Source organism: Rheinheimera sp. (assembly GCF_036782235.1).
In the GTDB taxonomy this organism is placed as follows: Bacteria; Pseudomonadota; Gammaproteobacteria; order Enterobacterales; family Alteromonadaceae; genus Pararheinheimera.
Genome location: NZ_DAIPZL010000007.1, coordinates 104,217 through 120,693, shown reverse-complemented (window position 1 = coordinate 120,693; position 16,477 = coordinate 104,217). Strand labels below are relative to the sequence as shown.

General features: G+C 44.4%; 13 protein-coding genes. 5 read left to right on the top strand and 8 right to left on the bottom strand.

The window, feature by feature from the left end; translation table 11 throughout:
- Positions 1 to 15: 15 nt before the first annotated feature.
- Positions 16 to 1,617, bottom strand: coding sequence for an acyl-CoA ligase (AMP-forming), exosortase A system-associated (locus V7P87_RS10090; protein ID WP_333797314.1), 1,602 nt, complete (start codon positions 1,615 to 1,617; stop codon positions 16 to 18).
- 162 nt (positions 1,618 to 1,779) lie between these two features.
- On the opposite strand from V7P87_RS10090, the gene V7P87_RS10085 reads away from it, so the two are divergent.
- Together V7P87_RS10085 and prsT are read left to right on the top strand one after the other, a co-directional pair.
- Entirely contained in the window at positions 1,780 to 2,016 is a 237-nt protein-coding gene (locus tag V7P87_RS10085; RefSeq protein ID WP_333797313.1) for a phosphopantetheine-binding protein, read from the top strand.
- 88 nt (positions 2,017 to 2,104) lie between these two features.
- Complete coding sequence (gene prsT, locus V7P87_RS10080) at positions 2,105 to 4,864, top strand: XrtA/PEP-CTERM system TPR-repeat protein PrsT (RefSeq protein ID WP_333797312.1); 2,760 nt, start codon at positions 2,105 to 2,107, stop codon at positions 4,862 to 4,864.
- Between the two features lie 775 nt (positions 4,865 to 5,639).
- On the opposite strand, the gene V7P87_RS10075 is transcribed toward prsT, so the two are convergent.
- The 4 genes from V7P87_RS10075 to V7P87_RS10060 all read right to left on the bottom strand — a co-directional run bounded on the left by V7P87_RS10075 (position 5,640) and on the right by V7P87_RS10060 (position 9,646).
- Complete coding sequence (locus V7P87_RS10075) at positions 5,640 to 6,533, bottom strand: PEP-CTERM sorting domain-containing protein (RefSeq protein ID WP_333797311.1); 894 nt, start codon at positions 6,531 to 6,533, stop codon at positions 5,640 to 5,642.
- A gap of 379 nt (positions 6,534 to 6,912) precedes the next feature.
- Positions 6,913 to 7,812, bottom strand: a complete 900-nt coding sequence (locus V7P87_RS10070; protein ID WP_333797310.1) for a ThiF family adenylyltransferase — start codon at positions 7,810 to 7,812, stop codon at positions 6,913 to 6,915.
- 31 nt (positions 7,813 to 7,843) lie between these two features.
- A complete protein-coding gene (locus tag V7P87_RS10065; RefSeq protein WP_333797309.1) occupies positions 7,844 to 8,704 on the bottom strand; it encodes a PEP-CTERM/exosortase system-associated acyltransferase in 861 nt (286 codons plus the stop codon).
- Between the two features lie 84 nt (positions 8,705 to 8,788).
- Entirely contained in the window at positions 8,789 to 9,646 is an 858-nt protein-coding gene (locus V7P87_RS10060; protein ID WP_333797308.1) for a patatin-like phospholipase family protein, read from the bottom strand.
- 150 nt (positions 9,647 to 9,796) lie between these two features.
- Here V7P87_RS10060 and V7P87_RS10055 point away from each other — a divergent pair, with 150 nt between their 5' ends.
- The 3 genes from V7P87_RS10055 to prsR are packed head-to-tail and all read left to right on the top strand — an operon-like array spanning position 9,797 to position 13,995.
- On the top strand, positions 9,797 to 10,546 hold the full coding sequence (locus V7P87_RS10055) for a S1 family peptidase (protein WP_333797307.1): 750 nt from the start codon (positions 9,797 to 9,799) through the stop codon (positions 10,544 to 10,546).
- Positions 10,539 to 12,575 carry an XrtA/PEP-CTERM system histidine kinase PrsK gene (gene prsK, locus V7P87_RS10050; protein ID WP_333797306.1) on the top strand — a complete coding sequence of 679 codons (2,037 nt, stop codon included), beginning with the start codon at positions 10,539 to 10,541 and terminating at the stop codon, positions 12,573 to 12,575. The genes V7P87_RS10055 and prsK overlap by 8 nt, the downstream gene beginning before the upstream one ends.
- Before the next feature lie 25 nt (positions 12,576 to 12,600).
- Positions 12,601 to 13,995, top strand: a complete 1,395-nt coding sequence (prsR, locus tag V7P87_RS10045; RefSeq protein WP_333797305.1) for a PEP-CTERM-box response regulator transcription factor — start codon at positions 12,601 to 12,603, stop codon at positions 13,993 to 13,995.
- A gap of 196 nt (positions 13,996 to 14,191) precedes the next feature.
- On the opposite strand, the gene V7P87_RS10040 is transcribed toward prsR, so the two are convergent.
- Genes V7P87_RS10040 through V7P87_RS10030 form a run of 3 tightly spaced genes read right to left on the bottom strand, consistent with a single transcriptional unit; the run spans position 14,192 to position 16,474 of the window.
- Positions 14,192 to 15,448 carry a tetratricopeptide repeat protein gene (locus V7P87_RS10040; protein ID WP_333797304.1) on the bottom strand — a complete coding sequence of 419 codons (1,257 nt, stop codon included), beginning with the start codon at positions 15,446 to 15,448 and terminating at the stop codon, positions 14,192 to 14,194.
- 2 nt (positions 15,449 to 15,450) lie between these two features.
- Entirely contained in the window at positions 15,451 to 16,071 is a 621-nt protein-coding gene (locus V7P87_RS10035; RefSeq protein ID WP_333797303.1) for an energy transducer TonB, read from the bottom strand.
- 1 nt (position 16,072) lies between these two features.
- Positions 16,073 to 16,474 carry an ExbD/TolR family protein gene (locus V7P87_RS10030; RefSeq protein WP_333797302.1) on the bottom strand — a complete coding sequence of 134 codons (402 nt, stop codon included), beginning with the start codon at positions 16,472 to 16,474 and terminating at the stop codon, positions 16,073 to 16,075.
- Between the last annotated feature and the right edge of the window lie 3 nt (positions 16,475 to 16,477).

Below are 16,477 nucleotides of genomic sequence, written 5' to 3'. Positions count from 1 at the left end.
GCACGGCTGGCGCATTCACAGATTTTGTCCTTCAGAAAAATAATGCTGGTACTCACCGGAGAGTAATTTACGGTCAATTTTGCCATTGGCATTTTTGGGCAGGCTGTCTTTTTGCAGCAACACTTTGGGCACCATAAAAGATGGCAGCGCTTTTTTCAGCTGTAACAACCAAGCGTTGGTGTCGACCTGCTGCTGATGTTGCATCGCCACCAGCACCACTATGGCCTGATCCAGTTCCGGATGCGGAATACCCAGTGCAGCTACATCCACAATAGCCGGATCCAGCGCATAAACGGCTTCTTCCACTTCGGTTGGGCTCACCCTGTTGCCCAGGGTTTTAATCATTTCGTCGCGCCGGCCAACAAAATACAAAAAGCCTTCTTCGTCATACTTGACGGTATCACCCGACCACACCGCCATCGGCGCCAGCAACGCACCTTTTGGCATCACTGGATCAAATTTAAAACGTTCAGCGGTTTTTTCCGGTGAATTCCAATAACCTAAACTGACCAGCGGCCCGCGGTGCACCAACTCGCCGGGTTCATTCGGGCCACATAAAGAGCCGTCTTCGCGTACCACCACAATTTCTGCATTGGGAATAGCTTTGCCCATAGAACCTCTTTTACGGGGCAAATCGGCCGGCGGTAAATAAGTGGAACGGAAGGCTTCAGTTAAACCATACATCAGATAAGGCGCGGCTTTTCTAAAAATACCCTGCAACTGGGTTAGCAGTGCATCTGGCATAGCCCCCCCCGAGTTGGTGATATAACGCACTGAATCTGCGGCACCTTCAGGCCACTTGGCTTTGGCAAGCTGTGCCCAGAGTGGTGGCACTGCGGCAAGTCCTGTCACCTGATGTTGTTCTATCGCCCGCACTACGTCCTGCACCAGGAAAAAGTCCAGCAGCACCACAGTGGCGCCTGTTAAAAAGGCGGTGGTGATTTGGCTGAGACCATAATCAAAACTAAGCGGCAATAACGCCAGGATCACATCTTCTGGTTTATTCTCCAGATAGCTGGAGACACTTTGTGCCCCCACTATCATATTGCGGTGTGTGAGCACCACCCCTTTGGGTTTACCTGTACTGCCTGAGGTATACAAAATGGCGGCCATGTCGGCATCAGTGGGTGCCACCCGCTCGTTCAGCATTGCTGGCGTCACATGGGGCCGATGAAAAGCGGCAATATGCAGATGGCCCTGTTGCTGCACAAAGTCAGCAGCCACGTCCACCAGTAACACTGTGTGCAGGTCTTCACATAAGGCTAAAGATTCGGCCAACACTTCATAACGGTCTTTGCTGGTAACTAAAATCCGCACGTTACAGTCTTGTAAAATGTGTTGCACTTGTAATGGCTTTAAAGCTGGATTTACCGGCACAAAAACGCCGCCACAGCGCGAAGTTGCAAAAAAGCTGCTGACTGTTTCAAATTGTTTGGGCAAATAAACTGCAAGACGCTGGTGTCGACTGAGTCCAGCCTGAATAAAACGGCCTGCCGCAGCTGCAGTTATTTCTGCGAACTCTGAATAAGTGACTGATTCTTTTTTAAATTTTAATGCAGTTCGCGCCGGAAACTGCAAAGCGCCTTGCAGCACTATATCGTGGAGGTTACTAATCATATGACCCTGAAGACAATTCACATTTAATCCCTTTGTGTGCAATAATAAATCACTTTAAACAGAAAGCCGACAGTATTTTACCGACAGATTTCATTTGTTCGATGTAAAAGCAGCTTATGTCAGTGATTTGTTGATATTAACGCCGTAATCAAGGATCGACCCATGACACATCAGTTACTTACCGATATTCTCAATTCTGTTTTGCAAATTAATAAAAATTATCACACCGACACCGGTTTATTGGGTGCTATTGCCGAATTTGATTCTATGGCGGTGATTGGCGTGATCACAGCCCTGGAAGAACAATTGGGTATTCACGTCGATGACGATGAAATATCCGCTGAAGTATTTGAAACTTTTGGCTCACTTTTAGCTTTTGTTGCAACAAAACAAGCCTGAGGCCCCAGCCTTATCAGGCCTGAACACAAGTACCGTAGATTTAAGGATAATCACTCAGCAAAGCTGAGTTAACCCGGAGTGTAGTTTTATGAAAAAAACCAGCCTGCTCGCCACTGCCGTTATGCTGGCACTTTTGAGTGGATGCAGTAAAAAAGACAGTGCAGAGCATTATGCCGACGCGCAAAAGTTCATGCAAAACAACAACTACCCTTCCGCGATCATTGAATTAAAATCTGCGGTGCAACAAGAGCCGGAGAACAAAGACTACCGGCTGGCACTTGGTAAAGTGCATCTGAAAACAGGTGATGTACTGGCTGCTGCCAAGGAGCTGGACCGCGCTTTGTCGTTAGGCGCCAGCAAAGAAGTGGTGGCAGTACCGCTGTTTAAAAGTTATTACGCGGCAAAAGACAACAAACCTATTCTTGAGCTTTTTGCCAACGACAAAGACATCAGCGAATCCCAGCATGACTATCTGAATTTATACCGTGCTCTGGTCGAACTGGAATCGGGTAATAAAGATCAGGCGCTCAGCTATTTTGATGAACTGGCGCAACAACAGCGTAATGCCGATGTTGCTGCTATTGCCCAAAGTTACCTGCAAATTGCCGCTGAAAAACTAGATGTTGCGCTTACGCTGATTGCACAGGTGACAGTGTCCAGCCCGCTGTACAGCGAAGCACTGCTGATCAAAGCCAGATTACAACAGTCGCTTGGCCAACACGCGCCGGCGGTGGAGAGTTTCCGGTTATATAACAACCTGATGCCACGTGATTTTATTGCACGACTGATGTTAAGCCAAAGCCTGGTTGAGCTGGAAAAGTTTGATGAAGCAGATACTGAGCTGAACCTGATTTTAAAAGGTTATCCAAATCAGCCGCTGGCCAACTACTTAAAAGCCGTTTCTCTTTACGAGAAAAAAGATTATAACCAGGCCAAAGACCATGCCGAGCGTGCTATTAACGCCGGTATGAAAGACAGCAGCACCCGCTTGTTGGCTGCTTTAAGTGCGATCAATCTCGACTTACCAGGCCAGGCGCTGGCGCACCTTGATGCCATTAAAAATTTATTGTCGGCTAATCCTGAACTAGAAACCCTGTACGCCAGCTTATTGCTGGAAGCAGGCCGCGCTGACGAAGTGAGCGCCAGTTTAATCAAAAAAGACATTACCAATGCCGACTACAAAATGATTGCGGCGACTTCTTATCAGCTGCTGAAACAAGGCTCTTTAACGGCCGCACAGCAACTGATTGAAAAATATGATCAAACCAAACCAACCGACAACGCCACCCGCACCATTATGGCTACAGTCAAACTGGGGGTAGACAGCTTGCGGGAACAAGGTGTGTCGGAGCTGGAAGATATTCTCAAAGCAGACCCAACGCAGGATAAAACGCGGATTATTCTGGCGCAAACCTATATTCGTTTGGGTCAGTTTGATAAAGCCCGCGCGCTTGCCGATCAATGGCTGAAAGATGAAAAATCTGCCCTTCTGGCATACAACCTGAAAGGTTATGTGGACTTATTGCAGAACAATAATCAGAGCGCAACAGAAATGCTGGCCAAAGCCGAGGCTCTCAGTGCGAATAACCCATTTACAATGATGTTGCAGGCCATGGTTGCCATTAAAGAAAAAGATTTACCAAAGTCGGCTCAGCTTTTAGAAAAAGCGCTGCAGGCAGACTCAACTTATGTACCTGCCCTGTCTCAATATTATGCGGTGAGCAAAGCCCAGAATGAGGCCGGTAAAGCAGTAGCAAGGGCTGAACAAATGCTCAAATCCCATCCCGATAACAATGGCATTCGCCTGACGACGGCTGCTATTTATCTGGCTGAAAATAAAGCTGCAGCCACAGTTGCAACCCTGACAGATGCTGCCGCTAAGTTTGAAGATAAACCGCCAATGTACTGGGCTTTATTGTTAAATGCTCATGCTGAACTGAAAAACAAACAACAGGTGCTGAGTGTTGCACGTGAGTGGGTACAAAAAAATCCTGACTCCGTTGATGCGGAGTTGTCTTATGCCAATGCTCTGGCGCAAAACGCTGAAATGGCAAGAGCCATTGAAATTGTTGATAAGCATCTGAAAAAGAACCCTAACAACCAGGTACTGCTCAGAAGTAAAGCGTCTTATCAGGCTGATTTAAAAGATTATAAAGGTGCATTAGCCACTATCGCCCTGCTGGGTGACGAAGAAAATAACAAACCCAATGTGTTGTACCTTAAAGGCCGGCTACTGACGCAAGCTGGTGAAACCAGCAAAGCAATGAATGCATTTGAGCAAAGTTATCAACAAGAGCCAAATCCTGCGGCATTAGCTGCACTGGCAGAGCTAACCGCTTCACAAAAATCACTGGCCGCTGCAGCGGCCATGGTAAAACAACATTTGGACACCCATGGCGAAAACCCGACGCTGCAAGGCTTATATGCCAACTATATGCTGGCGGAAAAACCTGAAGAGTCGTTAAAAACTTATCAGCAACTGCTGAGCAAAAATGCCAACGACTATGTAGTGTTAAACAACTATGCCTGGTTGTTGGCCGAGCAAGGTAACATCGACGAAGCTGCACTGCATATTGAAAAAGCGTTGAAACTGGCACCGCGCCACCCGGACGTTTTGGATACTCAAGGTAAGATTTTATTAATGCAAGGCAAACTGGCTGAGGCACAAGCTGCTTTTGAAACATCACTTGAAATTCGCCCCAACAGTGTCGATGTGAAACTGCACCATGCTGAAGCGCTGATTAAAAATGGGCAGAAAAACAAAGCGTTAGCACAGTTGAGCACTATTGAAAATGCAGATGAGGCTCAGCTGAAACTTAAAGCTGAACTGGAAGCCCAAGCCCAGTAATTAAAGCACTTACCCTTTTCTTAAAACAAAAAGCTGCCGCTATAAGGCAGCTTTTTTTTTGCCGGTCAAATCGCTTCGGATACCAGCTGCCTTTGGTTAACTGAAGCAGTTACCGTCGTCGCGACGAATAATCCCATCATGTCAAGATGCATGCCTTCACTCATTATTGCAGTGATTGAACCACGGCAAATTGTATTTAAGTAATACTGTACTCCAGAATCCCTGCCTATACATCAAATGATTGTTCAGCCAAAGCTCGTAAAATGCAGATCACACTGTGCTAACGGTAGGATTTAGCCATATAAAGAATAAAAACTAGCGCAGCTTTGTTTATAACAAATAGCTTCGGTTATATTTTTTGCTCTGGCTTGCAACTTTAAATATTTATCCGAAACTCTTATTTTTAAAAATTAGTTGATTTATAAGCATCATTAAGAAATACCAGTCTCTATAAAAGAGAGTGTTTTGTTATTTGCCTTACCTTAGCCGCTTTGTACTTGTTAAACTGACGGTTGCTCAGCTTCTTTTGTTCAGATTTGTCATCTCAGTAAAAACAAGACGCTTTAAAGATGATCCAGATAATTTAGTGTGCTGACTTTCCCATATAAGGAAAATAAAATAACATGGAGAATACCTCAGTGGTAATATTGTTAATGCCCCCCTGTAAGAGATAGTTAGATTAAATAAAAAGCCACCTCCATAGGAGGTGGCTTTAAACTGACAATAACAGAAAATAAAAAAACCGGCTTACGCCGGTTCTTTTATTTATAGCTTATTAAGCTTGTTTTCTGCGGCTTAAACCTAAGCCCAATAAACCTAAACCTAAGATAGCGATTGACGTTGGCTCTGGCACGTTAAACGCCAGTGAACCATCGTGCAATGCGCGTGCTAAAGTGAAAGTTTTAGTCACCGGGTCATAGCCTGTTACCGCTGGTAATGCAGCTACGTTTTGGTCAACTAAAAACTGGAAGTTTTGTTGTTGGCCAGTCAATGCTAATGTATCGTGGATAGCACGGAACGACTGGTTGCTACCACCGAACATTGTGTTAAAAATGTCACCTGCAATCACACCGTTGATGCTTTGAGATGTGTTGAAGTTAGACAGATAACCATTCAGGATAGTGGCGCTAGGAATGTTTCCACCGTTGGTTACGTTCATATCAAACAAACGGGTGAAACAATTAATGTTGTTTGCAGCTGCACAAGCACCTACATTGGTAGTAGCGTAGAAAGAGATAGTACCACTAACCCAATTCACACCACCAAAACCATCAATCACACCAGTCAGGTTATTGAAACCAAAACTTAACTCCCAACCGTTTTTATAACCGTTGTTGCTTGGGCCAAAAGCGCCAAACTGTTGTGGTAAAAATGAGCTGATTGAGTTATTACCATAGAGACCGGCAAAGTTATTAAAACCAGAACCTAACAAGCCACCTGATGAAGTAATTACATCACCTGCATCAATGGTCATATTACCGTTTGAATCAAACACTTTTGACCATGAGTTGTAGTTAAACTGAAGTTCATCTAACCAGCCTGTTTTATTGGTATCGCCAACATAGTTTGCGTTTCCACCGTAATCTGCGCCGATATTGATGTAGATTGGCTGGGCAACCACTGGAGCTGCTAATAATGCACCTACGAGGGCTAAAGCTTTAAATTTCATATTTTACTCTCCTGTAAATCCGGGGCGTCGTATCTGTGTCTGTCTTTACACATAAAGCAACATGTGTGCCACATATTAAACCATTGTTTTAATTGAATTTAATTAAGTGAACAGATATAGGTGAAAAAAATCCTGACAGTGAAATCACTGATGTTCCGTTGCACTGATAAACAACTACTGTATAGGAGTTGGCAGGCAGATTTGTGCATAGCGCTTCTTTAACGCCCACAAAAACCAGCTGTCAAAAGCCAGGCTCAAAACAGCATTGCGGCCGCGCTGCCAGGGAGCAGAAAATATTCACAATAAAAAAGCCAAACTGTCGTTTGGCTTTTTTGGTTCCGATAGATATTAGTCGTTTCCCGTGTCACCTGGCATAGCATCAGCTCATTTGCAGAATTTTTTTAAGTCGCCAGAACATGTATTTCTGTAGCGGATTTTTGTTACCAAAAGGGCGCCAGGTTTTAATCAGTTTGTTGCGGTAAGCGTCGAAATGCAGCCCTCTTGGCGCATAAATAACCTCACCTCTTTTCAGAATAATTTTCAGCACATTGGTACAAAGTACACCGGCAGCCAGTGAAATGCCCATGCAAGTTGACGGAACTTTCTTCTTGAAAAAATTAACTGAACTACGCTCAACCAGATAATGACGTTGTTGCACTGACGGTGAAACACCAATAACAAAACGCATAATGTTGTCGCTGAAAATCTGTTGCTTTTGCGCCTCGCTTGCACCTGCAGGCGTATCCTGCATACAAAAATACTCTTCAAAAGTCATTTCACCTGGCATAAATACCAGCATAGCTGTGCCCATCCCCATCGGGGCGGCCGTAATACATGGAATGCCTTTTTCGTAACAACGCTGAAAAACCTTTCTTCTGATTTCCAACGCAAAAATATCAAGGCTATCAATGTAAACGGAAACGCCGTCTAAAAACTCTTCAATATTGGTTTCACTGATCCCGGTGTTAAAGTTACGGATCTGGGCTTCAGGATTGATGTTGCGCAGTGTTTGTTCCATAACTTCTGATTTAGGCAAGCCCAAGGTCAGCATAGAGGCACCGGCTTGACGGTTAAAATTTGGCACATCGTAGGTGTCTAAATCAGAAATATTAAAACGGGATATACCCAATCTGGCGCAGACAATAGCATGATCACCACCAACGCCACCGAGCCCCCCTATGGCAACCTTGGTGTTGCGCAAAATTTGCTGCTCTTCCGCCGTGACCCAGCCGATATTTCTGGAAAAGGCTTCGTTATAATCAAACTTATATTCTGTCACCAGACCACTCCATTGCAGTTAACCGTCACAGTCACACTATTGCCAGTACAGCACCAAAATATCCATCTTCAGATTCGGCTTTTTGCGTTTCGGTATGAAACAGATCGTACTCTACAGCCTCAAGCAACTTCAGATAACCTGAACTCATTGATTTTTTTAACGTTCTTGAGTCTATGTAATATGGAGCTCTTTGACCATGAAATTCTATGGTATCGCCTATTTTAATAAAATTTATGCCAACAAAACTGAGACTGCGGGCCAGCCTTGGTTCCATCATCACAAAGGTATGGTAACGTTTTGTCTTGTATGACATGGCCGCAGCAGCCATATAAAGACAAATAGCAATATAAGGAAAACATCTGAGTTCAGTTGCCGAAAACACTGTTTCATCAATGGCACCCGTTGCTACCCCGGCAAACTTATCGATTTGACGTTTACGAAACGCAGCAGGCACTGCCAATCTGGACATTTCACAAATTTCATTTCTGGCAAAGTTCCTCGGATGCAGTTTTGCGTCCGTCACTGCATGCAGACAGAACTTTTCCATCGGCAACAACTGCTCAGCGTTAGCTGATGTAATCAGCCTGACGGTTCCTGCCAGTTGGTCAGAACTCAAATGCCGGATAAAACAATGGATAGCTCTGGGATCAAATTCATCGAACTCTTCATATCCCTGGCGCACGTCTTCAAAATGAAGTTCTTCGCAATAGACCTGATGTCTCAGCTTATAAACCTCTCGCCTAAGATCATCAGACTTTGCAATCTGTGGTTTTAAATACATCGAAAAATGCTCGGAAATGGAGTTTGCTTCATTACTGGCCAGCGAAGAAATTGCCTTTTTAACAATACCACCGATGATTGGCTTATCCACTAAGCTCTTCAGCTGTTTCATAAAATTCCCCGTTTATAGAAAGCTCAGTTACAACTGTAAATTAACTGAACCTGTTTATACTACAAAACATTCAGACATTATGATTTATCGTACTGCAGTTTCAAAAATATAACTCTTCAACTTGATTGGGATCACTGAAAATGCCGTGATATAACCAATTTCATACAGCCGTTCTTTTTCTTCACTGGTCATGTCAAACTTCACTGATGATATATTGCCGGTGTTGATCACAATCGTATTGTGCCAATACTGGGCATGCACATACTCACGCGACATCGCATTCATAAAAGTTTGGATCAACATCAGCACATAGGACACCAGTGGCAAAAATCTGCGTTTGGGCACTGGCCTGTGTTCACTCTCACTTTTGAGCCGAAAACAAATAACAGGAACGCCATGGTTAGACCAATCCTGATGTAACGCATCTTCAGCCAGAATGACTCCATCAGCCATCACATGATTTTCAAACGTCTTAAAAGAAAACAGCAAGGGGATAGACATCGAGTACCGCACTGCAACAGAGACTTTTAAATCCGGTGTGTTTTTCCTGTTAAACACCACAGGACCACCACCGTTAATATCTGTTGCCAGAACGTGTAAATCCAGTTTCATATCGCTGAAAGTTTGACCTTCCAGTTGATTATCTATCCATTGTTCAAAAATGTCACCACTGGAAAGTCCGCCTGTGCGTAAAAGGTTTAACAGAGAGAATCCACGAAACTGTTTGAAATCTGTTTCGAGAGCCAACATTTTCATTTCTTTCATTGTCTTACCAGAGGCAAGCAAGGCAGCCACTATGCTGCCACCAGAAACTCCGACCACATGTTTAAAGTCTAAATTAAGTTCAGCTAAAGCATTCAGGATACCAATGTAGCAGGGTAACCGGGTTCCACCACCTGAAAAAATAGGCACAATTTCTTTAGTGGTGAGTTCTGTGTGCAACGACATCTTTAACTCCTCTGTTGCGAACGCCGTCTGACAGTCAGGATTAGTATGATCGAATTTACTAAAGTTGCGAATTTCATTTCCAGCACTGAACACTGCAGTTACACTGTTACAACCTCTGTTTGGCTGAGTGAATAAGGATAAAACATGATAAGGATCATTCTGTTAATTTTGCTGTTGCTCATGTCGGAATTAAAGGCAACAGAGTTGAGCAGCCTGATACCTAAAGTAAAACCTGCTGTTGTTGCCATCGCTGTATATAACCCGACATCAGCCCCAAGGTTCAAATTAATCGGTAGTGGTTTTGCAGTTGCGCCAGGTAACAGAATCGCAACCAACTACCATGTGATTGAAAAGCTGCCTGATATCAGCAAAAACGAAAGTTACGTTGTGCTGTCCGGGCATGGCAGCCAACCACAGATACATCAGATCAAGGATATTCGCTCCAGTCGGGAGCACGATTTAGCGCTGCTGGATATTGGCGCTACCTTGCCTTATCTGGAACTTGCTCAGGAAGACATTATTGCCGAAGGCACTGAAGTTGCTTTTACTGGCTACCCGATCACGGCTGTTCTTGGCCTTTATCCGGCAACCCACAGAGCTATTATTAGCGCAGTCACACCTATCGCGATACCGGCAGACCACTCAACCGCGCTTAACCCCAGAACATTACGCCAGTTGCAACAACCTTTTCCGGTTTACCAGCTTGACGGCACTGCTTACCCGGGTAACAGCGGCAGCGCTTTGTACCGACAATCCGATGGCAAAGTTGTGGCAGTGATTAACATGGTTTTGGTAAAAGCAAGCCGCGAAGCTGTGCTCAGCGATCCAAGTGGTATCGCTTTTGCCATCCCGGTTAAACATTTAAAACAGTTAATGGCAAAGAATAATGACTGAAGTTTTTATCCCGGCAACACTTGAGTTTGGTCGTTATGGCTTTTGGTTAGCGGGTTTAGGTTACCTGTTATTCTGGGCATTATTACTTACCGTAAAAACCAATAATGCGCAGAAAACACTACTGAGTATCTATACTCTGGTTTGTATTGGCTGGGCTTACATCAACAGTAGTGCTCAGGTTCTGCCCTTTAGTACATATCTTTCGTTTTTTCTGGAAAATCTGCAGAAATACAGTTTGGCGTTATTTTTATTCTCTGCTTTAAGCCGCACTGAACAAAAAGTCACCCAGCTAATGTGGCAACCTAAACTACGTCTTGTGCTGATGGCTTTTGTTGTTTGGCTTGGTGCAGGTCTTGTTGTAAGCACACAAATGCAGTTGTTAGCAGCCCTTATCCTGACCATTATTCTGCTGGCAATGGTGGAGGCAATATATCGTCAGGCCGGTATTCAGAAATGGCAGTTTAAGCCTCTGGTGATTGCAGTGGCTGGCAGTGTGCTTTTTGATTTTTACTTGCTGGCTGAAGCGGCCTTACTGGGAGAAGTAAATCGTCAAACCTGGCAAGCTCGTGGTTACGTGCATGTGATGATGCTGCCCTTTTTGGTCATTGCCGTTAAACGCATCAAGTCGTGGGGCATTAATGTTTATGTGTCACGCGATATCGTATTGCAAAGTTCAATGGTTCTTGGTGCTGGCATTTACCTCTGTATGTTGGCCGTTGTCGGTTATTATCTGAGCTATTTTGGTGGGGATTGGACCACCCTACTACAGGTGGTCTTTGTAGTCTGCGGCTGTGTGGTATTGTCTGTTTTATTGTTTTCAAACAGCATTAGACGTAAATCCAAGGTCTTCATTGAAAAACATTTTTTCGCCAATACCTTTGACTATCGACTGAAATGGGTAGAACTAAGCCGTCAGTTGAAACAGATTGAAATTGTTGATCAGAATGCACCTCAGGTGTGTCTTGAAGCCTGGTGCCAGGCCATTGGATACAGCCATGGCGCTTTAATAAAATTTGCCCAGGATGACACCACAATACTGTTAGCCCATACGCAGGTATATCAACCAAACCCACAGTTATTAAAACTAACACATGCTTATCAACGTGAATTTAATCATAAGTACTGGCTGTTGGATTTTAGTGATAAACAGGACGAACATGTGAATAAATTGCTGTCAGAGGCAGGCCTAACTCAGAGCAATTCCTTGTTATTAGTCCCCATTCAGCAAAAAAACCGGCTCTGGGGTTGCTGCCTATTAAAACCCGAAGTGAATGAAAAGCTGAAACTGAACTGGGAACTGCGCGATTATATGAGCGCAGTTTCAGAGCAAATCAGCAGTTATTTATTTATGAGTGAAGCCAGTAAAGAACTGTCTGAAAACGCTCAGTTTGTTGCATTTAGCCGTATGTCAGCTTTTGTGGTACACGACTTAAAAAACATTAAAGCTCAGATAGATATGTTACTGAAGAATGCAGAGCGGCATCGCCATAACCCGGAGTTTGTTGACGACGCTTTTACCACTATAGAAGCAATGCAACAGCGCCTGAATAATATGTTGTCGCAACTGACTAACAAACAAGCCGGAACTGAACGCTTTGCCAGGGTGAAAGTCGGTAGCATGCTCAGCACCCTGCTCAGCCAACGTTGCCAGACTCATACACCACTACCAGCTTTGCAAATCAAGCGTGATTGCGAATTGTTGATAGACTCGGAGCGCTTTGCAAACGTAATCTTCCATTTGGTCGACAATGCACAACAGGCAACACCAGAGCAGGGCTCAGTAACCCTGACGCTGGACTGCGACGATCAGTTTATGCAGCTTGAAATCACCGACACCGGCTGTGGCATGAGCGAAGAATTTATTCGCGATCGCCTCTTTAAACCTTTTGATACCACAAAAGGAAATGCGGGAATGGGTATAGGCGCCTATGATGCACAAAACTTCATTCTACAAAATGGCGGGCGCTTAACGGTACGAAGCAAGCTTACGATTGGCTCTACCTTTAGCATCCGGCTTCCATTAAACTAAGCGAAACTTTTACACGGAACGTGATATGAAAACATTGTTAGCTATTGATGACGACCTGGGTATTCAGAAACAATTAAAATGGAGTTTGACTGACTACGAAGTTGTATTTGCCGATGACCGTTTATCTGCACTACAACAAGTGCGTCGCTACGAGCCTGCAGTGGTCACATTGGATCTGGGCCTGCCGCCGGATCCAACCAATGCATCAGAAGGGCTCGCCTGCCTGACTGAAATTCTGCAGCACAACCCAGATACCAAAGTAATCGTTATTACCGGAAGTACAGATACTGAACACGCACTGCAGGCCGTTGCACTTGGCGCTTATGATTATTATCAAAAACCTATTGATGTTGATGTATTAAATATCATCGTTGGCCGTGCATTTCGTCTTGCGGAATTAGAAGCGGAAAACAGGGCGCTGAAAGCAGCGAACTATAAAAGCCAGGATATTATCGGCAATAGCGAAGCCATTCAAAAAGCTTGCCGTATGGTGGAAAAAATCGCCCCCACCGAGATCACTACTTTGTTACTTGGTGAAAGTGGCACCGGCAAAGAAGTGTTTGCCCGTTCTATTCACAAACAAAGTCCCAGAGCCGGCAAACCTTTTGTTGCGATTAACTGTGCTTCAATACCGGACAACCTGCTGGAAAGTGAACTTTTTGGCTACGAGAAAGGCGCTTTTACCGGCGCACACAAAACTACCCTGGGCAAAATCGAAACCGCCAATGGCGGCACTTTGATGCTTGATGAGATTGGCGATATGCCGTTGGCACTTCAGGCAAAAATGTTACGCTTTTTACAGGAACGGGTTATTGAGCGCGTAGGCGGACGTAATGAAATCGAAGTTGATGTTCGTGTCATTTGTGCAACACACCGCAACCTTGCCGAAATGGTTGCTGAACAAAGTTTTCGCGAAGACTTATTCTACCGTGTCAGCGAAATCACCTTAAACATTCCACCGCTGCGTAATAGAGGACAGGACATTATCGTAATTGCAAAGTCGTTACTGCAGAAATTTAACAACGAATTTAATACTAATATTCAGGGCTTTACTGAAGATGCTATTAACGCCATGTTAGGACATCGTTGGCCTGGCAACATACGTGAATTACAGAACAAATTAAAATCCGCCGTTATTATGGCTGACAACAAATTTATCAGTGCCGAAGATCTAGGCTTGCAGGCTGATGTTGCTGGCAAGTTTGCACCGTTAACTTTGAGAAAGGTCCGTGAGCAAGCTGAAACACAGGCAATACGTCATGCCTACAACTTATCCAATGGAAACCTGTCAAAAACTGCGGATTTGCTTGGTGTAACCCGCCCCACTTTGTATGCACTGATTGATAAATACAAGATGCTGGATTTGCGTAATTCACTTGGTGACACAGATACTTCGTTGCCAAACACCGAAGAGCTTTGACGGCCGGCCAGAAATTACCGCTTTATTCACTCCGTGATGTGGCATTGCCAGATATTTTATGGGAATGCCACCACTATATAGCTTTGGATTTGTTCTCAATACATTTAAGCCAGTATGATACTGCTCACCATCTGAGGTGGTTTTAACGCGACCATAAAAAAACCCGCCGAAGCGGGTTTTTTTATTATGGAGCATCTTACAGAGTAATGCCTTTTTTACTGGCTCTTTCTCTAATATACGGACCCCAGCTATTAGCAACTTTTTCTTGTCCATTGGCGCGAGCCAACTCAACATGACGGTAAGCTTCTTTCAGCTTGGCTTGGTAGAAATATGCTTCTATCAGGGCTGTATGTACCTTACCCTTATCTTTCACACCAACTTCCAGTGCTTTCTGCAGTGCAGCAGTAGCCTCAGGTTGTTTACCAGCCATTAAATAAGACAAGCCTTGGCGACGGTAGAACTCACCGTCATTTTCCAGCTTGGCCAATTCACCGTAGTAAAAAGCTGCTTTATCAAAGTCACGGGATGAATTGTAAGAACTCGCGATACTACTCAGTACGCTACGATCTTTCTTCACTAACCCGGCTTTCATATGCTTTTCAAGCAACGCTGCGGCGCGGTGGGGAATGTTATTGTTGTTGTACAGGTTGGCCAACAACTTAATTTCATTCTCAGTCTTCAGATAACCTTGTTTATAAGCCAGATCTACAGCGGCAAGAGCCTTGCCGTATTGTTCGTCCAGGTTATAAAAGTTACCTAACTGTACCCACCATTGCTTATCATCCGGGAATACAACAACCATGGTCTCAAGCACTTCAATCGCTTTTTTGATCTGCTTGTTTTCATAGTATGCACCCAGCTTCATGATGTAAGGATCCTTTTTCGGAGTCTTCATCAGAGCGATCGCAGCATCTGCAGGCGCAATAACTTTGTTGTACTGCTTCATTTCGTAATAACAGTTCGCAATACGCATATAAACATCTGGGTTGGTTTCACCTGTGAAATCCATCCATTTGTTATAGTTGTTTAATGCTTCCTGATATTTCTTTGCACCTAAGTTCAGGTCGGCAATAGTACGGTACAATTGCGCCTGGTCATTAAAGCTTAATACATCAAGTTTCGCAGCATCTGTAAGCATCTTAAGCGCTTTTGCAGGATCCTTCTCCGCATATAGAGTACCTAAAAACTTGTATAAATATGCCTTATCAAAAGCTGCTGTTGGCTCAATACCACTGAGCACGGCAATAGCTTCAGAAATTTTATCTGCACTGTAAAGCTCGTAAGCTTTACCTATCGCCTTACCGACTTTCTCGCCGACTGCTTGTGATTTGCGAGCCTTACGCTCAGCAATCTTTGCCGCATCCGGTGCTGCATACGCTGAACTTACTGGCAACGAAATAGCACCGATTGTTGCGAATACGACCAAAGCTGATGTCAGTTTATTCAATTTCATGATTAACCCCCAGCCTGATCAAGATTGAAATCAAGTTGTACTTTTTGGCCTGTTTGCTTCAAAGCTTTACCGTTTTCAATCTTGGGTGAGTATTTCCAACGCTTCAGCGCACGAATCGCCTCACGGTCAAATACACGCTTAGGTTGAGCATCGATAACTTCGATTTCATCAACACTACCGTCTTCCATAATTGAAAAACGTAACTGCACCCAACCATTAATGCCATCACGAGCTGCCTGAACCGGATACTTTGGTTCAATACGTACTATCGGCGTTGCATCACCATCACGCATCATCGCAGCTGACGGATCACCAAGCCCTGTGCTAACACCACCAACATCAACAGTTGGGGCATTAAAGCCAATAGAACTGGCATCATTCGTATTTGATTCAGATACGATCTGCTGCTTTGGCGGCTCTGGCGGCGGCGGTGGCGGTGGTGGCGGCACCCGCGTCCGCGTCTGAGCTTTTGACTCAGGCGGCTGCGAGTTTATCTCAATAACGATATTATCCTTTTTAGCATTGGTGAATGTACCATCCCCACCTACAAGGAATGCCATCAATACGTACAGGAAAAACGTTATTACCGCACCAATAATAAGTGAAAGTAATAACCTTGCCATATTACTTATTCTCCGCTGCAATCGAGATCTTATCGATACCAGCTATCTTGATCTGATCCATTACAGAAACCACAACACCATGCTTCGCTTCTTTGTCAGCCTGGATGATTACAGTGTCTGTTGGTGATTCAGCAAGCAGCTTTTCGATAGTAGCGCCAACACGTTCCACATCAACAGCACGTTTATCTAACCAAATTTCACCGTTTGCACGGATTGCAACGAAGATAGTTGCAGATGGTTTAGATATTTGTTTTGTTGCTTTCGGACGGTTTACGTCAATACCAGCTTCTTTCACGAACGATGTCGTTACAATGAAGAAGATCAGCATGATGAATACAACGTCCAGCATTGGCGTTAAGTCAATTGCTGCCTCTTCGGCTTCACGTTTAGTTCTACGTGCCATAAA